Source organism: Pseudaminobacter soli (ex Li et al. 2025) (genome assembly GCF_003012705.1).
Classification (GTDB): domain Bacteria; phylum Pseudomonadota; class Alphaproteobacteria; order Rhizobiales; family Rhizobiaceae; genus Pseudaminobacter; species Pseudaminobacter soli.
Genome location: NZ_PXYL01000012.1, coordinates 12,489 through 30,591, shown reverse-complemented (window position 1 = coordinate 30,591; position 18,103 = coordinate 12,489). Strand labels below are relative to the sequence as shown.

Annotated in this window: 14 protein-coding genes; 10 read left to right on the top strand and 4 right to left on the bottom strand. The window is 65.7% G+C overall.

All coding sequences use genetic code 11. The annotated features are described in order from the left end of the window. Positions 1 to 264: 264 nt before the first annotated feature. The 3 genes from C7I85_RS20890 to C7I85_RS20880 all read left to right on the top strand — a co-directional run bounded on the left by C7I85_RS20890 (position 265) and on the right by C7I85_RS20880 (position 4,364). Positions 265 to 2,592: a Tex family protein gene (locus C7I85_RS20890; protein ID WP_106725964.1), complete on the top strand. Its 2,328-nt coding sequence runs from the start codon at positions 265 to 267 to the stop codon at positions 2,590 to 2,592. Between the two features lie 135 nt (positions 2,593 to 2,727). Beyond that, entirely contained in the window at positions 2,728 to 3,102 is a 375-nt protein-coding gene (locus tag C7I85_RS20885) for a YciI family protein (RefSeq protein WP_106725963.1), read from the top strand. Then, a complete protein-coding gene (locus C7I85_RS20880; protein WP_106725962.1) occupies positions 3,099 to 4,364 on the top strand; it encodes an RNA polymerase sigma factor in 1,266 nt (421 codons plus the stop codon). The genes C7I85_RS20885 and C7I85_RS20880 overlap by 4 nt, the downstream gene beginning before the upstream one ends. A gap of 55 nt (positions 4,365 to 4,419) precedes the next feature. Here C7I85_RS20880 and C7I85_RS20875 read toward each other — a convergent pair whose 3' ends face one another. Beyond that, entirely contained in the window at positions 4,420 to 5,685 is a 1,266-nt protein-coding gene (locus C7I85_RS20875) for a Glu/Leu/Phe/Val family dehydrogenase (protein WP_106725961.1), read from the bottom strand. A 414-nt stretch (positions 5,686 to 6,099) separates the two neighbouring features. On the opposite strand from C7I85_RS20875, the gene C7I85_RS20870 reads away from it, so the two are divergent. Beyond that, positions 6,100 to 6,651 carry a DUF2478 domain-containing protein gene (locus tag C7I85_RS20870; RefSeq protein WP_106725960.1) on the top strand — a complete coding sequence of 184 codons (552 nt, stop codon included), beginning with the start codon at positions 6,100 to 6,102 and terminating at the stop codon, positions 6,649 to 6,651. Here C7I85_RS20870 and C7I85_RS20865 read toward each other — a convergent pair. Together C7I85_RS20865 and C7I85_RS20860 are read right to left on the bottom strand one after the other, a co-directional pair. Next, on the bottom strand, positions 6,613 to 7,920 hold the full coding sequence (locus tag C7I85_RS20865; protein ID WP_106725959.1) for an NAD(P)/FAD-dependent oxidoreductase: 1,308 nt from the start codon (positions 7,918 to 7,920) through the stop codon (positions 6,613 to 6,615). The genes C7I85_RS20870 and C7I85_RS20865 overlap by 39 nt on opposite strands. A 96-nt stretch (positions 7,921 to 8,016) precedes the next feature. Continuing rightward, positions 8,017 to 8,742 carry a DeoR/GlpR family DNA-binding transcription regulator gene (locus tag C7I85_RS20860; protein WP_106725958.1) on the bottom strand — a complete coding sequence of 242 codons (726 nt, stop codon included), beginning with the start codon at positions 8,740 to 8,742 and terminating at the stop codon, positions 8,017 to 8,019. 159 nt (positions 8,743 to 8,901) lie between these two features. On the opposite strand from C7I85_RS20860, the gene deoC reads away from it, so the two are divergent. Continuing rightward, positions 8,902 to 9,858 (top strand): deoxyribose-phosphate aldolase, encoded by a 957-nt coding sequence (deoC, locus tag C7I85_RS20855; RefSeq protein WP_106725957.1) that lies wholly within the window; start codon positions 8,902 to 8,904, stop codon positions 9,856 to 9,858. Between the two features lie 11 nt (positions 9,859 to 9,869). Beyond that, complete coding sequence (locus tag C7I85_RS20850) at positions 9,870 to 12,257, top strand: aldehyde dehydrogenase family protein (protein WP_106725956.1); 2,388 nt, start codon at positions 9,870 to 9,872, stop codon at positions 12,255 to 12,257. 51 nt (positions 12,258 to 12,308) lie between these two features. Here the strand turns inward: C7I85_RS20850 and C7I85_RS20845 are convergent, their stop codons facing one another. After that, on the bottom strand, positions 12,309 to 13,163 hold the full coding sequence (locus C7I85_RS20845; RefSeq protein ID WP_106725955.1) for a MurR/RpiR family transcriptional regulator: 855 nt from the start codon (positions 13,161 to 13,163) through the stop codon (positions 12,309 to 12,311). Positions 13,164 to 13,293: 130 nt separating this feature from the next. On the opposite strand from C7I85_RS20845, the gene murA reads away from it, so the two are divergent. From murA to C7I85_RS20825, 4 genes are all read left to right on the top strand, one after another. Further along, positions 13,294 to 14,547 carry a UDP-N-acetylglucosamine 1-carboxyvinyltransferase gene (gene murA / locus C7I85_RS20840; RefSeq protein WP_106725954.1) on the top strand — a complete coding sequence of 418 codons (1,254 nt, stop codon included), beginning with the start codon at positions 13,294 to 13,296 and terminating at the stop codon, positions 14,545 to 14,547. Continuing rightward, positions 14,547 to 15,440: an N-acetylglucosamine kinase gene (locus tag C7I85_RS20835; protein WP_106725953.1), complete on the top strand. Its 894-nt coding sequence runs from the start codon at positions 14,547 to 14,549 to the stop codon at positions 15,438 to 15,440. Before murA ends, C7I85_RS20835 begins: the two co-directional genes overlap by 1 nt. Before the next feature lie 133 nt (positions 15,441 to 15,573). Next, positions 15,574 to 16,503, top strand: coding sequence for an N-acetylmuramic acid 6-phosphate etherase (gene murQ / locus C7I85_RS20830; RefSeq protein WP_106726086.1), 930 nt, complete (start codon positions 15,574 to 15,576; stop codon positions 16,501 to 16,503). A 54-nt stretch (positions 16,504 to 16,557) separates the two neighbouring features. Further along, the gene (locus C7I85_RS20825) at positions 16,558 to 18,075 is read left to right on the top strand and encodes an ABC transporter substrate-binding protein (RefSeq protein ID WP_106725952.1); all 1,518 of its coding nucleotides are present in this window, start codon (positions 16,558 to 16,560) and stop codon (positions 18,073 to 18,075) included. The last annotated feature ends 28 nt before the right edge of the window (positions 18,076 to 18,103 follow it).

Genomic DNA, 18,103 nt, shown 5'->3' with positions numbered 1-18,103 from the left:
GTTCCTCGACTGGTTGCTGCGAACTATAGAACCTTTCGCGGCCAGATTGAATCGTCGCTGCCAGCGACAATTGAGCCGAGGTCTGCTCGCGCTGAACTCAAGAGGATGGCGTTGGAGCGATCGCGGCGCAGGTCCGGCCCGGCAAACCTGGCCTCAAAGCTGTGGATGGCTTTCCTGTGGACCCAGTTTTCGCCGCCATCTTCGGCGATTGGCATGGTGGCGCGATCGGACCTATGGTCGCCGCCTACCGACACTGGAAACGACATGGCCGCAGACATTCAACGCATTGCCGCGCTCATCGCGCCCGACATCAACGCCAGACCCGACCAGGCCGCAGCGGCCATCGGGCTTTTGGACGAGGGCGCGACCGTTCCCTTCATCGCCCGCTACCGCAAGGAAGTCACCGGCGGCCTCGACGACACGCAGCTGCGCAATCTGGCCGAGCGGCTGATCTATGTGCGCGAGATGGATGCGCGCCGGACGACGATTCTCGAATCGATCCGCAGCCAGGGCAAGCTGACCGACGAGCTGGAGGCGGCCATCGCAGTCGTCACCACCAAGGCCGAGCTGGAAGACCTTTATCTGCCCTACAAGCCAAAGCGTCGCACCCGCGCCGAGATCGCCCGCGAGCGCGGGCTGGGGCCGCTGGCCGAGGCGATCCTGGCCGATCGAGCAGCGGTGCCGGCCGAACTGGCTCAAACCTACATCACCGACGACGTGCCGGACGTGAAGACGGCGCTGGACGGCGCGCGCGACATCATCTCCGAGCAATTCGCCGAAAACGCCGACCTCGTCGGCCGCCTGCGCAACCACATGAAGGAGCGCGCCTTCCTGCGCGCCAAGGTGGTGGACGGCAAGCAGGACGCCGGCGCGAAATTCTCCGACTATTTCGACCACACCGAACGCTGGGCCAATGTGCCGAGCCACCGCGCGCTGGCCATGCTGCGCGGCCGCAACGAGGAAGTGCTGTCGCTCGACATCGAAGTCGATGCCGATGACACTTCGCCGGTGAAGCCGGTGGAGCGCATGATCGCCGAGGCCTACGCCATCGGCCGGCAGGGCGCAGGCGACCAGTGGCTGGCGGAAGTAGCCGGTTGGACCTGGCGCGTAAAGCTTTCGCTGTCGCTCTCGCTCGACCTGATGCGCGAGCTGCGCGAAAAATCCGAGGAAGAGGCGATCCGCGTCTTTGCCCGCAATCTGAAGGACCTGTTGCTGGCCGCGCCTGCCGGCTCGCGCGCCACCATGGGTCTCGATCCGGGCATCCGCACCGGCGTCAAGGTTGCCGTGGTCGACCAGACCGGCAAGCTGCTCGACACCGCAACCGTCTATCCCTTTCCGCCGAAGAACGACGTGCGCGGCGCGCAGGCCGAGCTGGCGAGCCTTATCCGCAAGCACAAGGTCGAGCTGGTCGCCATCGGTAACGGCACGGCAAGCCGCGAGACTGAAAAGCTCGTGGCCGACATGCTGGCCGCCATGCCCGCGCCCAAGCCGCTGAAGGTCATCGTCAGCGAGGCAGGCGCCTCGGTCTATTCGGCGTCGGAGACGGCGGCGGCCGAGTTCCCCAATCTCGACGTGTCGCTGCGTGGTGCGGTGTCGATCGGACGACGCCTGCAGGATCCGCTGGCCGAACTGGTGAAGATCGAGCCGAAGTCGATCGGCGTCGGTCAGTATCAGCACGATGTCGATCAGTACCGCCTCGCCCGCTCGCTCGATGCAGTGGTGGAGGATGCGGTGAACGCGGTGGGCGTGGACCTAAACACGGCGTCAGCGGCGCTTTTGGCGCGCGTGTCCGGCCTTGGCGCATCGCTGGCCGAAGCCGTGGTGGCGCATCGCAACGCCAATGGCCCGTTCGCCAGCCGCAAGGACCTTTTGAAGGTTAGCCGCCTCGGCCAGCGCACCTTCGAGCAATGCGCGGGCTTCCTGCGCATTCCGAACGGCGCCGAGCCGCTGGACGCCTCGGCCGTGCACCCGGAAGCCTATGGCGTGGCCAAGAAGATTGTCGCCGCCTGCGGCCGCGACCTGCGCTCGCTGATGGGCGACAGCGCAGCGCTTAAGGCGGTCGATCCGCGCGCTTTCGTGGATGAGCGCTTCGGCCTCCCGACCGTGCGCGACATCATCGCCGAGCTGGAAAAGCCCGGCCGCGACCCGCGCCCGGAATTCAAGACCGCGACCTTTGCCGACGGCATCGACGATATCAAGGACCTGAAGCCCGGCATGATGCTGGAGGGCACGGTGACTAACGTCGCTGCCTTCGGCGCCTTCGTCGACATCGGCGTGCATCAGGACGGGCTCGTGCACTTGTCGCAGCTGGCCGACCGTTTCGTGAAGGATGCGCATGAGGTGGTGAAGGCGGGCGACGTGGTCAAGGTTCGCGTCGTCGAGGTCGACATCAAGCGCAAGCGCATCAGCCTGACCATGCGCAAGCACGACGACGGCGCGGGCGCCCGCCCAAGCGGCGGCTCGCGTGACGATCGCTCACAGCAGCGCGGCGGTGGCGGCAAGTCATTCAAATCGGCCCCGCAGCAGAAGGGCGGCGGTGCCTCGCAAGGCGCCTTTGGCGCAGCGCTGCTGGAGGCGATGAAGCGCAAATAGCCGCTGCATGGCGTGAGACAAAGGATCGACGCCGGCCGGAGCAATCCCGCCGGCGTTTTTGTTGGTTGAAGATTTGTCCTGCGCCCTGTCGGCAATTGCGTTACTCATTCGTCATTCATTCAGACGGAGGACACGGTGCTCTACGCAATCCTTTGCTACAATTCCGAAGACGTGGTCGGTTCCTGGACCAAGCAGGAGGACGACGAGGTGATGGCCCGGCTGGGCGCGGTGCAGGAGAAGATCGCCGAGGCCGGCAAGCTTGGGCCGGTCGTGCGACTTCTGCCTACCACCGCCGCCACCACGCTGCGCAAGGGCCGCGATGGGCCGCTGGTGATCGACGGACCCTTCGCCGAAACCAAGGAGCAGTTCCTCGGTTTCTATGTCGTCGACTGCGAAACGCTCGACGAGGTGCTGGACATCGCCAAGGAATTGCAGGCCGCAAATCGCGGCCCGGGCGCCTATGAAATCCGGCCCGTCAGCATCTTCAGACCCGGAGCATTGACCGAATGACCGCCGACCCCTCCTGGATAGACGACGCACTGACGGCCGCCCGGCCGCAGGTCGTCGGCGCGCTTCTCCGCTATTTCCGCGATCTCGACGCGGCGGAGGAAGCGTTCCAGGAGGCGTGCCTGCGGGCGCTGAAGAACTGGCCGGTGAACGGCCCGCCGCGCGATCCGGCGGCCTGGCTGATCTTCGTCGGCCGCAACACCGGTATCGACGCGGTGCGGCGGCGGGCCAAGCAGGCGCCGATGCCGCCCGAAGAGACGGTATCGGATCTCGAGGATGTCGAGACGCCGATGGTCGAGCGGCTGGACGGCGCCGACTATCGCGACGACATCTTGCGGCTGATGTTCATCTGCTGCCACCCCGATCTGCCGGCCACGCAGCAGGTGGCGCTGGCGCTGCGCATCGTCTCGGGCCTCAGCGTCAGACAGATCGCGCGCGCTTTCCTCGTCAGCGAGGCGGCAATGGAACAGCGCATCACGCGGGCCAAGGCGCGCATCGCGCGCGCCGATGTGCCTTACGAGGCGCCGGGTGCGGTGGAGCGTTCCGAGCGGCTGGCGGCAGTCGCGGCCATGATCTACCTGATCTTCAACGAGGGCTACTCGGCCGGTGTGGAGGAGGCGGACCGCCGCGCGCCGCTTTGCGACGAGGCGATCCGGCTCGCGCGTCTGCTGCTCAGGCTTTTCCCGACCGAGCCGGAAATCATGGGCCTGACGGCGCTGCTTCTGCTGCAGCATTCACGCACCGCTGCTCGGTTTGACGCCGACGGTTCGATCATCCTGCTTGAGGATCAGGACCGATCCCTGTGGAACCGCGCCATGATCGCCGAGGGGCTGGCGCTGATCGACAAGGCGATGCGCCATCGCCAGCCAGGGCCCTATCTCATACAGGCGGCGATTGCCGCTCTCCATGCGCGTGCGGCGAAGCCGGAAGACACGGACTGGGCCGAGATCGAGCTGCTCTATGCCATGCTGGAGCGGCAGGAGCCGTCGCCGGTGGTGACGCTGAATCGTGCCGTGGCGGTTGCCAAGGTGCGCGGACCGGAAGCGGCGCTCGCCATGGTCGAGCCGCTGGAAGACCGCCTGTCGGGCTATTTTTATTTCTTCGGGCTGAAGGGCTATCTGCTCATGCAGCTTGGGCGCACGGCCGATGCGCGCTGCGCCTTCGACCACGCCATTGCGCTGGCCAACACGCCGGCGGAAGCCGCGCATATCCGCATGCATCTGGACAGGTTGATCAAGGAAAGCGCCGAGGCGGCGCGGGCGTGAGCGCAGTGTTTCTCCCCGTCGCGAGACGGGGAGAGACTTGTTTGCAAAATACAGATCAGCTGATGAAGAAGTTCTGCGTACCGTGGGCCTCGATGGCCTCGGCGAGACGGCTCAGTGCATGCACATAAGCCGCCGTGCGCATGGTGACGTCCTTCGAGCGGGAAATGTCCCAGATCGACTGGCCCTCGCGCTCCATAATGGTGCGCAGGCGAACGTGGATCTCCTCGACGGTCCAGTAGTAGCCCTGGCGGTTCTGCACCCACTCGAAGTAGGACACGGTCACGCCGCCGGCATTGGCCAGGATGTCGGGCAGCACGATCACGCCGTTCTGGGCCAGGATCTCGTCTGCTTCCGGGGTCACCGGGCCGTTGGCGAGCTCGAGCACCAGCTTGGCCTTCACCGAAGCCGCATTGCCTTCGTGGATCATGTTCTCGAGTGCTGCCGGAACCAGGAGTTCGCAGTCGACGCCGACGAGGTCGTTGGCCGAAAGCGCCTCGTGGCCGTGCTGGCCGACGGTCGAAACCACCGAGTGGCCTTCATCCTTGGCCGTGAACAGCGCGTCGAGGTTGAGGCCGCCGGGCGCGTAGACCGCGCCTTCGGAGTCCGAAACCGCAACGATCTTGTGGCCGTCGGAGGCGAGCAGGCGGGCGATGTGCTGGCCGGCATTGCCAAAACCCTGCACGGCCACGCGCATGCTGGCGGCCAGGCCCAGGTCCTTGGCGAGGTGCCGCACGAGGTAGTAGCCGCCGCGCGCCGTGGCGTCGCCGCGTCCCAGCGAGCCGCCGAGTGCGATCGGCTTGCCGGTGATCACCGCAGGCTCGGCCTGGCCGACGATCTGCGCATATTCATCGGCCATCCAGCCCATGATCATGGAGTTGGTGTAGACGTCCGGCGCCGGGATGTCGCGGTCGGGGCCGATGATGCGGGCGAAAGCCTGGATATAGGAGCGCGACAGGCGCTCCAGCTCGGCCTTGGAAAGCTTGCGCGGATCGACCTGCACGGCGCCCTTGCCACCGCCATAGGGCAGGTTCATCACGGCGCATTTGAAGGTCATCCAGAAGGCCAGCGTCTCGACCTCGTCGATCGTCGCATCGGGATGATAGCGAATGCCGCCCTTGGTGGGCCCGCGCGTGTCGTCATATCGGCATCGCCATGCCAGGAACGATTTTCGTGATCCGTCGTCCATGCGGATCATCAGACGAACTTTGGTGGTTTCTCGCGGGAATTTCAGTTTCTCGATGACATCGGCGTCGATGTTCAGGTGTGCGGCGGCCTCGTCGAGGCGGACCAGAGCATTATCGAGAAGACTGTCTTCGGACATCATTTTCCCTTGTTGAGGTAGGAATTGAAAGATTGCGTCGAAACGCGCCATGCTTTTGCCACAAATGTTCGCGGCACGCCATGCTGCGCTGTTATCACAGTTGGTGACTCGAACTTTCAGGCTGGGCCCGGCATCTCGTCCCGGCTGAAGCGCCACATGGGGCTCGCATCGGGCAGGTTTTGCATACTCCGCCGCCCTTTGCGACAATGGGTATGGTCCAGAACCGGGTAAAGATTGTCAACCGGCCGCGTCCTGCTGCTTGACGCAGGGACACGATGTCGCAGGTTTTCCCGGGGCCATGGATCGAAATCGGAGAACTCTTCAACCGCTTCGCCCGAAGCGCTAGAGATTTGAGGCCGCGATCTCCTGCCGACGCTTCGTCAAGGCGGGTGCGGAACCGCCAGGAGGGTCGCCATGGAGCCGACCGAAAAGCCGATCGCCGTGGTGCAGGGTGCATTGAGCGCCGTCATCCAGCAGATGTTCGATGCGCTCGTCGGGCGCTGGCGACCGACCTTGCGCATTGCCGGCATGATCGAGGAAGGCCACGAGCTCACGGATTGGAAGCGCAGCGATGGCGGCCGGCTGCGCAGCATCGTCGACGGCAACTGCTATCCGATCTTCCAGGACCTCGGCGCGGGCTCCATGGCCTGCCAGCTGGAAGGCTCGGGCGCTGCCGCTGCCAGCGAGGCCGTCAGGCGCGACATTGCGGCAGGCTGCGACCTCGTGGTGCTCAGCAAGTTCGGCAAGCTCGAAATGGGCAATGAGGGGCTGGTTCCTGCCTTCGTCGCGGCGATGGAAGCGGAAGTGCCGATCCTCACATCCGTCTCGCCGATGTTCCGCCAGGCATGGGCGGATTTCGCCGATCCGCTCTTCGTCGTGCTGCCGGCGGAATTGGAAGCGGTGGAAGCCTGGCTGCGCGCGGCCCTGTCACGGCGCGTTGTCGGCGCGGCTTCGCTTGGCCTTTGAGCTCGTCGCCGAGCGGCCCTGTGTGATCAGCAGTGCGCTGCGCTGGCCAGTGGTGTGAATCCAGAGCCAGTTGAGCGCCACGCTCAGCCGGTTGCGCACGCCGATGAGGAAGAAGATGTGGGCGATGCCCCATATCCACCAGGCGAGCGCGCCGCGCAGCTTGGTCCAGCCGAAATCGATGACGGCCAGCCTCTTTCCGATGGTGGCGAGGTTGCCGGCATGCTTGTAGCGGAACGGACGCGGCTTGGTGTCGCCCTTGAGCCGGGCGCGGATGGTGTCGGCGACATGAGTGCCCTGCTGCTTGGCCGCAGGGGCAATGCCCGGCACCGGGCTGCCGTCGGGCGCCTTGGAGAGTGCGGTGTCGCCGATGACGAAGATATCCGGATGGCCGGGCACGGTGAGGTCCTGCTCGACGATGACGCGGCCGGCGCGGTCGGCCGGCGCGCCAACCCACTGCGCGGCGGGGGATGCCGCAACGCCGGCTGCCCAGACGAGCGTCGCGGCAGCCAGGTGCTTGCCGTCATAGACGACGCCCTTCAAGTCACAGGAGCTGACCGCCTCTCCGAGCATCACCTCGACGCCGAGCGAGCGCAGCGCTTTTGCGGCATAGTCCGAGAGATCCTCGGGGAAGGCGGGCAGCAGGCGCGGGCCGGCTTCGATAAGGACGATGCGCGCCTTGCGCGGATCGATCCGCCGGTAGTCGTCCTTCAGCGTGACATGCGCCAGCTCGGCGATTGTGCCGGCCATTTCGACGCCGGTCGGGCCGCCGCCGATGATGACGAAGGTGAGCAGCGCCTCGCGCCGCGCCGGATCGGTCTCCCGTTCGGCCCATTCGAAGGCGAGCAATATGCGCCGCCTGAGCTTCACCGCATCCTCGAGCGATTTGAGCCCCGGGGCGACTTCTTCCCACTCGTCATGGCCGAAATAGGCGTGGCGGGCGCCGGTGGCGAGCACCAGCGTGTCGTAGGAAATCTCGCTGCCGTCCTCGAGTTTCACCACGTGCCTGTCGGGATCGACGCCGACGACCTCGCCCAGGATCGTGGTGACGTCCGGCCGGTTGGCAAACAGGTGGCGGATCGGCCAGGCTATCTCGGAGGTCGCCAGCGTGGCGGTCGCGACCTGGTAGAGCAGGGGCTGGAACAAATGGTGGTTGCGGCGGTCGATGACGGTTATGCGCGCGCCCGAGCCTTTTAGGCGCCGGATGGCCTCAAGGCCGCCGAAGCCGGCGCCCACGATCACGACATGATGTCCTTGCGGCGTCTCGGACATGGGCTTGCCCTCGCATCCGTGTCTCATGCAACCTGCGCGGCAAGCTTGCCCGTATTGTCGGCGCAAGGCGAGACAATTTTCGAGGCGGGCAGCGGCCTAAACGGGTTGCGGCTGGTCCGAGATGATCGAGGTGAAGGCGCCGATCTCGGCGAAATGCGCCGGCCGCACCTTGCCGAACTTGCTGGCATCGACCACGAGATGGCATTCGAGCGCGCGCTCGATGGCCGTCTGCTTGATCGGCACCTCGTGGAAATGAGAGCAGGTCACGCCGCGCGTCTCATGCACGCCGCCGGCCGAGATGAAGGCCTTGTTGAGGTTGAGGCGCTTCAGCGTCTCCAGCCCTTCCTCGCCCGAGAACGAGGCGGCGGCTGGATGATACAGGCCCCCCAGCACGATCAGCCGGATGTTCTTGCGGTGGCACAGGATCTCGGCGACGTTCATCGAATAGCAGATCGCCGTCAGCCGCATGTCTTCGGGAATGCGTGCGGCCAGATGCGGCGTCGTGGTGCCGCAATCGATGAAGATCGTGTCGTCTTCCTCGATCAGCTTCACGGCTCGCGCGCAGGCGGCTGCCTTGGCCGCGGCATGGCTGTCCTTTTCCTGGTCCAGCACGTAGTCGCTGCCCGCCAGCCCGTCGAGCGCGCCGACGATGTGGCCGCCAAGGCAGGTGAAGCGGTCGCGCGCTTCGGTGATGTCGCGGCGAACCGTCATTTCCGAGACACCGAGCCGCACGGCGGCGTCGCGCAGCCGCAAAACGCCCTCGCGCTCCAGCATCGCGCCCAGCGCTTCCAGCCGCTCGTCCCTGTATCCCGTCCTGCTCATGCGTCCTCCGGTGCAGCGCACCTTGACAGTTTACACGTCAATATGAAACGATCCAAACATAATGATTGAATTCTAACAAATCGACTGCCGGGCCGCCAGCGCGGGCTGCAAGCCGAAATCACAGGACGGGCACTATCCGTGGATCAATCGACGCAGCGTATGGAAAACTTTCAGCGCAATGACGGAATCCCGCTTCGGACCGAGGCTTTCGAGGCGGTTCAGGTCAATCTGAGCGCGGTGGAGCGGCGTGCCGCGACGCTTCCCACCCGCCGCTCGGTGAAGAAGGAATATCAGGCGGCGTGGCTGGTGAAGGCGCTGACCTGCATCGACCTGACCACGCTTGCCGGCGACGACACGCCCGGCCGCGTGCAACGGCTGTGCGCCAAGGCGATGCGCCCGCTGAGCGACGAACTTGTCGAGGGCCTGGGGCTGACGGACGCGCCGCCCAAGGTGGGCGCGGTCTGCGTCTACCCGGCCATGGTGCCCGCCGCGGTCAAGGCACTGGCCGGCTCCGGCATTCCGGTGGCCTCGGTCGCAACGGGCTTTCCGGCAGGTTTGACCCCGCTGCCGCAGCGGCTTGCCGAAATTCGCTATGCGGTGGATCAGGGCGCGCATGAGATCGACATCGTCATCAACCGACAACTCGTCTTCAGCCAGGACTGGCAGGCGCTCTATGACGAGGTCGCGGCGATGCGCGAGGCCTGCGGGGCGGCGCATCTGAAGGCGATCCTGGCCACCGGCGACCTGAAGACGCTGCGCAATGTCTACAAGGCCTCGATGGTGGCAATGCAGGCCGGCGCCGACTTCATCAAGACCTCGACCGGCAAGGAAGACGTCAACGCCACGCTGCCGGTCAGCCTCGTCATGCTGCGGGCGCTCCGCGACTATGGCGAGGAGACCGGCTTCAAGATCGGCTTCAAGCCGGCCGGCGGCCTCAAGACCGCCAAGGACGCGATGAACTGGCTGTTCCTGATGAAGGAGGAGCTCGGCCGGCGCTGGCTGGAGCCCGACCTGTTCCGCATCGGTGCAAGTTCGCTTCTGGGCGACATCGAGCGCCAGCTCGAACACTTCGTTACCGGCCGCTATTCCGCCGCCTACCGGCACCCGCTCGCCTGAAAGAGACACCCATGGCCCTCATCAAGGATATCCTGCAAACCATGGAATATGGTCCGTCGCCCGAAAGCAACGAGCACGTCATCGCCTGGCTCGGGCAGCATGAAGGGGGCTTCGGCCACTTCATCGACGGCAAGTTCACCGATCCGTCGGCAGGCGCAAGCTTCGAGGTGACCAGCCCGGCCAATGGCGCGAAACTTGCCCGCGTGGCACGTGGCACGGCCGACGACGTCGACCGCGCCGTGACTGCTGCGACGCGTGCCTTCAAGAGCTGGTCGAAACTTGCCGGCCACGAGCGGGCGCGGCATCTTTATGCGCTGGCCCGCCATATCCAGAAGCGCGAGCGCTTCCTGGCCGTTCTGGAATCGATGGACAATGGCAAGCCGATCCGCGAAAGCCGCGACATAGATATCCCGCTGGTCGCCCGCCACTTTTATCACCATGCCGGCTGGGCCGAGCTGATCGAAAGCGAGCTTCCCGGCTACCAGCCGGTCGGCGTGTGCGGCCAGGTCATCCCCTGGAATTTTCCGCTGCTGATGCTGGCCTGGAAGATCGCGCCGGCGCTCGCCGCCGGCAACACGGTGGTGCTGAAGCCGGCCGAGCAGACGCCACTGACGGCACTTGCCTTTGCCGAGATCTGCCGGGAAGCCGGCCTGCCGGACGGCGTGGTCAACATCGTCACCGGCGAGGGCGAGACGGGTGCCGCGCTGGTCGGCCATCCGGGCGTCGCCAAGGTCGCCTTCACCGGCTCGACCGAGGTCGGCCGCATCATCCGCCGCACGACGGCCGGCTCGGGCAAGAAGCTGTCGCTGGAGCTCGGCGGCAAGTCGCCCTTCATCGTCTTCGAGGACGCCGATCTCGACAGTGCCGTCGAGGGACTGGTGGACGCCATCTGGTTCAACCAGGGCGAGGTCTGCTGCGCGGGTTCGCGCCTGCTGGTGCAGGAGGGGATCGCGGAAAAGTGCTACGCCAAGCTGCGGGCCCGCATGGCGACGCTGCGGGTCGGCGATCCGCTCGACAAGTCCACCGACATCGGCGCGGTCGTCTCGACCGAACAGCTCGAGCGCATCGGCGCGCTTGTCGCCAAGGGCAGGCAGGAGGGCGCGGAGGTTTTCCAGCCCTCGATCCCGATGCCGGCCAAGGGCTGCTTCTTCCCGCCGACACTGATGACCGGCGTGGAGCCGGCATCCACGGTTGCGACCGTCGAGATTTTTGGGCCGGTGTTGGTCGCCATGACCTTCCGCACGCCGGACGAGGCGGTGGCGCTGGCCAACAACACGCGCTTCGGCCTGGCCGCCTCGATCTGGTCGGAGAACATCAACCGCAGCCTCGATCTCGCCGCGCGGGTAAAGGCCGGCGTGGTGTGGATCAACGCCACCAATCTCTTCGATGCGGCGGCCGGCTTCGGCGGCTATCGCGAAAGCGGTTTCGGGCGCGAGGGCGGGCTTGAAGGGCTCTACGAATATCTGGTGCCGGGCCATGGCAAGCCGGCTAAGAGCGCAAAGACCGGCAAGCCGCAGCTCAATGCAGCACCGTCGCCTACCGCAATCGCTGCTTCCGCCGAGCCCATCGACCGCACGGCCAAGCTCTATATCGGCGGCAAGCAGGCACGGCCGGATTCCGGCTACAGCTATGCCGTGACGAACCCGTCTGGCAAGACGGTCGGCCTCGCCGGCCTCGGCAACCGCAAGGACATCCGCAACGCCGTCGAGGCAGCGGCCAAGGCGGGAAGCTGGGGCGCTGCGACCGGCCACAACCGGGCGCAGATCCTCTATTACATCGCCGAGAACCTCTCGGCCCGCGCGGCCGAATTCGAGGCGCGGTTGCGCGCGATGACGGGCGCGTCCGCGAAGGATGCGGCAGAGGAGGTGGCAACGACGATCCGCCGGGCCTTCTTCTACGCCGGCTTTGCCGACAAATATGACGGCGCGGTGCACGCCACCAAGTCGCGGCATGTGACGCTGGCAATGAACGAGCCCTTCGGCATCATGGGCATCGTCTGCCCGGACGAGACGCCGCTGCTCGGTTTCGTCTCGCTGCTGATGCCGGCGCTCGCCGTCGGCAACCGCGTGGTCGCCGTTCCGTCGGCCCGCTACCCGCTTGCGGCGACCGATTTCTACCAGCTGCTCGATACCAGCGACGTGCCGGCTGGCGTGGTCAGCATCGTCACCGGCGAGACGGCAAGCCTTGCCAAGACGCTGGCCGAGCACGACGAAGTCGCAGCACTTTGGGACTTCGGCTCGACCACCGACGCGGCCACCATCGAGGCCGCATCCGCAGGAAATCTCAAGCCGGTCTGGATCGGCGGTTCGCGCGACTGGACGTCAAGCGATGGCCAGGGCCGGGAATTCCTGCGCCGCGCAACCCAGGTGAAGAACATCTGGGTGCCTTACGGAGAGTGATCTTCTCCGCAACGAAGCGCGCGCTGGGCGGCCACCCAGCGCGTGCCAATGTCACCAGTCAACCTTGAGCGCGCTCACCGCTGTTTCGCTGTCGTGGATGTGCTCATTGGCGTTGGGCTGGCGCTGCACCAAGAGAATGAACAGCAGGTCCGTCAGGGCAAGCTGCGCGTCGCGGACGGTGATCGACGAAGAACGCACGCCGTCGTCGTCGCCGACCGAATGGAGCACGACATCGGCGATCGCGCCCAGCGGGTTGTCCTTGAGCGAGGTGACCACCACCACCTTGGCTCCCCGTGCCTTGGCAAGTTCGGCGATCCGTAGCGTCTCGATGCTCGTGCCCGAATGCGAGAGCGCGAACATCACGTCCTTCGGCCCTAGCGATGACGCGTTGGCAAGCTGCACATGGCTGTCATTGTCCTGCAGCACGTTGCGGCCGAGCTTCATCAGCTTGATCGAGAAATCGCGCGCCACCAGCGCCGAGGCACTGACGCCGGCGAGGTGAATGCGCTCGGCCTTGTCGAGCAGTTCGAGCACCTTGCCGATGGTCTGCTCGCTGTTCACCGACATGGTCTGCTGCATGGAGGCGAGCTTGCTGGCGATCAGCTTCTGCATCACGGTCAGATAGGCGTCGCCGCGCTCGATGCTGCCATGCACCATGCCTTCTGGCGCCTGCCATTGCTGGGCCTTGGCCTCGCTGACGGCGAGCTTGAGCTGCTGGTAGCCGGGATAGCCCAGCTTCTGCGAGAATTTGACGACGCTCGACTGGCTGCGGCCGGTTTGCTCGGCGAGAGCTGCCGAGGAAAGGCGTAGCATCTCGTCGGGATTGTCGACGATGAACTGGCCGATCTGCCGGTCGGCCGGCGCCATGGTGTCCAGCGTGGCGTGTATCTTCTTGAGAACCGACATTCCCCGTTCCCCGGTCGTGCTCTAATTTGCGCAGGAATAGATTATTCCAACTGAGGTTGACAGAGAAGAATATCCGGATCAACTCTCCCCACGGCGCGGCCCGCTCCGGCCGCTGAACGGATCGTGGAACATGGACAAACTGCGGATTGTCGGCGGGCAGAGGCTGCAGGGCGCTGTCGCCATTTCGGGCGCGAAGAACGCGGCGTTGCCGCAGATCGCAGCCTCGCTGCTGAGCCCCGAACCGCTCGAACTGACCAATCTTCCCGCCGTCAGCGACGTGGAAAACATGCTGGGCGTGATCGAGCAGCATGGCGCGCGCGTCAGCCGCTCGGCCCATGCCGTCAGCATCGACGCGAGTGCTGCAGTCTCCGGCGAGACCAGCTACGACACGGTGCGCAAGATGCGCGCCACGGTGCTGGTGCTTGGGCCGCTGCTGGCGCGCTTCGGCCAGGCGCAGGTGTCGCTGCCGGGCGGTTGCGCCATCGGCGCGCGGCCCGTGGACCTGCACATCAAGGCGCTTAGCCTGCTGGGAGCGGAGATCGGTATAGAAGGCGGCTCGATCGTCGCATCGGCGCCGAATGGGCTGGCCGGCGCGCGCATCGTGCTGGGCTCGCCCTCCGTCGGAGCCACCGAGACGGCGATGATGGCCGCTACCGCCGCGCGCGGCGAGACCGAGATCGTCAATGCCGCGCGCGAGCCGGAGGTGGCCGACCTTGCCGCCTGCCTCAGTGCCATGGGCGCGAATATCGAGGGCGCCGGCACACACCGTATTCTGGTTCAGGGCGGCACCTCGTGGCGCGCCGCGACGCATCACACCATTCCCGACCGCATCGAGGCGGGCACTTATGCGATTGCCGCGGCGATCACCGGCGGGCAGCTCGAACTCACCCATGCGCGGCTGGAGCACATGGCCTCGATGGTACAGGTGCTGGAGGCGACGGGCGTCTCGGTGTGGCCGGGCGATCGTGGCCTGATCGTCTCGCGCGACGGGCCGCTCAGGTCGGTCGACATCACGACCGAGCCTTATCCCGGCTTCCCGACTGACCTACAGGCGCAGTTCATGGCGCTGATGTGCTGCGCGCCCGGGGCCTCGCTGCTGCGCGAGACGGTGTTCGAAAACCGCTTCATGCATGTGCCGGAACTGATGCGGCTCGGCGCCAACATAACCCTGCAGGGAACCTCGGCGCTGGTGCGCGGTGGCACCCCCTTGCGCGGCGCGCAAGTGATGGCGACGGATTTGCGCGCCTCCGTTTCGCTGGTGCTGGCGGCGCTGGTGGCCGAGGGCGAAAGCGTCGTCAACCGCGTCTACCACCTCGATCGCGGCTATGAGAGCCTCGACCGCAAGCTCGGCATGTGCGGCGCGAATATCGAACGGATACGCTGATGACCGCCGCGTCCGGCCCAAACTTCTATCTCGGCGTCGACGGCGGCGGCACCGGCTGCCGCGCCCGCATCGAGGACGAGGCCGGCAATGTGCTGGGCCAGGGCCTGTCCGGCCCGGCGACGACCCGGCTCGGCATCGATGTCGCCTGGGCGTCCATCGCCCGCGCCTATGGTGCAGCCGCCGAGGAGGCAGGCTTCGGACCTGCCGAGCTGGCGCGCACTTTTGCGGGCGTGGGGCTGGCCGGCATCGGCCGCAAGGGCGCGCTGGAAGCGCTGCAGGCCATCGGGCATCCGTTTCGCGGCATCGCATTCACCAGCGATGGCATGGGCGCTTGCCTGGGCGCGCATTCGGGGCGCGACGGCGCGATCGTGATTGCCGGCACCGGCTCGATCGGTCTGGGTTTTGTCGACGGGCGCGACCTCCGCGTCGGCGGCTACGGCTTTCCGATTTCGGACGAAGGCAGCGGCGCCGATCTCGGCCTGAAGGCAGTGCAGCTTGCGCTGCGCGCTCATGACGGCCGGCAAGACCGCTCGGCGCTTCTCACCGAGATCATGCTTCGCTTCCACGACGATCCGATGGAGGCGGTGGCCTGGATGGATCGCGCGACGGCCACCGATTATGCGGCGCTCGCGCCGGCTGTCATGCGCCACGCCGACCAGGGCGATGCCGCCGGCCGCCACATCGTGCAGTCGGCCGCAGAGCAGATCGACACGCTGGTGCGCACGCTGTTCGACAAGGGCGCGCCGCGCGTGACCCTGCTGGGCGGTCTTGCAAGCCCGCTGGAGCCCTGGCTGGCACCGGATGTGCGCCGGCGGCTGAAGCCGGCCGATGGAGACGCCGTCTCTGGCGCGATCATCCTTGCCCGACGTCTTGCCCGGGAAGCGTTGGCCTAATCATAATTGGAATATTAAATTCCAAGTCTGATTGACAGAAAGGAATATTGCATTCTAAATCCTTAACCGGATCTTACCGATGCGCTATCATTGCGGCCGGTGCGGTTCGTCTTTGACAAGCATGAGTGGCGACGTGTCCGAGCAGGCGTTGATTTCCGAACTGGAGCAGCTGGTTTCCGAAGGGCGCAATCCGCGCACAATGGATCTGGATCTTTTGCCGACGACCGAGGTCCTGCACCGGATCAACGACGAGGACAAGAGCGTCGCCGAGGCCGTCGAGAAGGTCATCCCCGAGATCGCCGCCGCCGTCGACCGCATCGCCGCCGCCTTCCAGCAGGGCGGCAGGCTGATCTATATGGGCGCCGGCACCAGCGGTCGCCTCGGTGTGCTCGATGCCTCGGAATGCCCGCCGACCTTCAGCGTTCCCGCTACCATGGTCGTCGGCCTGATCGCGGGCGGCTACGATGCGCTGATGAATGCTGCCGAAGGCGCGGAGGACAATGAGGCCGAGGGTGCCCAGGCCCTGGCCGAGATCGGCCTCACCGAAAAGGATGTTGTGGTGGGCATCGCCGCCAGCGGGCGCACGCCTTACGTCATCGGCGGCCTGAACTATGCCAAGAAGATCGGCGCGACCGCTGTCGCACTCTCCTGCAATCCGGATTCGGCCATCGCCGCCATTGCCGACATCGCCATTTCCCCGGTCGTCGGCCCGGAAGTCCTCACCGGTTCAACGCGCATGAAGGCTGGCACCGCCGAGAAGCTGGTACTGAACATGCTGACCACTGCCGGCATGGTGCGGGTCGGCAAGACCTACCAGAATCTGATGGTGGATGTGAAAACGTCCAACAAGAAGCTGGTGGCGCGCGCGGCCCGCATCATCATGCAGGCGACCGAGTGCACGCTGGAAGAGGCGCAGGATGCGCTTGCGCAGACCAACAACGACGTGAAGCTCGCGATACTCACCATTATGACGGGGATGAACCCGACTGAGGCCCGCTTTGTGCTGGAAGATGCCGGGGGCTTCCTGCGAAAAGCAATTCAACAAGGCAAGGCCTCCGCGTGAGCCGGCTTTCAATCTTCGGCTTCTTTGAATGAGAACGAAAAAGGGGAGGGTAGAATGACCAGCAAGTTCAGGGGCCTTTTGGGCCTCACCACCGCCGCGATGCTCGGCGTTTCGGCGCTCGTAACGCAGGCGGATGCAGCGACGCTGCGCATGGCCTGGGCGCAGGATGCGACCGGCCTCGACCCGCACAAGCAGACGGCGTTCTCCTCGCTGCGCCTGCTCGAGCTGATCTATGAGCCGCTCGTGCGCCTCGATGCCGATCTCAAGATCGTGCCCGGCATCGCGCAGAGCTGGGAGTTCTCCGCCGACGGCAAGGAACTGACCTTCAAGCTCGATCCGAAGGCTAAATTCCAGAACGGCGACGCGGTGACCTCGGCCGACGTGAAGGCATCCTTCGAGCGCATTCTCGATGAGCAGACCGGCGCGGCCAACCGTGCGAACTACCTCTCCATCGAGGGCATCGAGGCTCCCGATGCCGGCACCGTCGTCTTCAAGCTGAAGCAGCCCGACGCACCGATCCTGACGGCCATGACCGACACCAACTCGTCGATCGTCCCGGCAAGCGAGATCGCCGCCGGCACCATCGGCACCAAGGCGGTCGGCTCCGGCCCGTTCAAGCTTGAGCGCTGGGACCCGAACTCCAAGGAAGTGCTGGTCGCCAACAAGGACTGGGCCGGCGGGCCGACCGGCGTCGAGGGCATCGAGATCAGCGTGTTGCCGGACGAGAGCGCGATCCTTGCGGCCATGCGCACCGGCCAGGTCGATTTCGCGCTGCTCAACGACCCGCTCATTGCAACGCTGGTGCCCAATGAGGCCAAGCTGCAGCTCAACCGCGCGCCGGTGCTCGCCTATCACGTGCTGCAGCTCAACCCGGCGCGCAAGCCGATGAACGAGCTTGCCGTGCGCCAGGCCATTTCCTGCGCCGTCGATCGCCAGGCCGTGCTCGACACCGCCTCGCTCGGCGAAGGCAAGGTGACCGGGCCGCTCACCATGCCGGTCTATGCGTCAGATCCGGACTCGCTGTTCTGCTACAAGCGCGATGTCGAAAAGGCCAAGAAGCTGATGGCCGACGCCGGCTTTGCGGACGGCTTCACCGCCACGGTCATCGCCGCCACCGGCGAGCCGCCCACAGCCGCCTCCGAAGCGCAGGTGCTGCAGTCGCAGCTTGCCGAGATCGGCGTGAAGCTCGACATCAAGATGATGGAGCTCAATGTCTATGTCGACACCTGGCTGAAGGGCGACTTCGATATGGCCGTTGCGCTGAATGGCGGCCGCCCCGATCCGTACACTATGTACAACCGCTACTGGACGAAGAACGGCAACCTGCAGCAGGTCTCCAACTTCGCCGACGACACGCTCGATACCCTGCTGCAGCAGGGCCGGGCCGAAACCGACCCGGATAAGCGCAAAGTCATCTTCGCCGACTTCGAAAAGCAGCTCGCCGAGAAGTCGCCCTGGGTCTGGCTCTACACTTCTTACGGCTACACCGCGCAGCAGAAGAATGTGCAGGGCTTCGTGCCGATGCCGACCGGCTCGCTCTACAGCCTCGGCAAGGTTACGCTTCAGCAGTAAGGCCGGACGGGCAGGCGCCTTGCCGTTT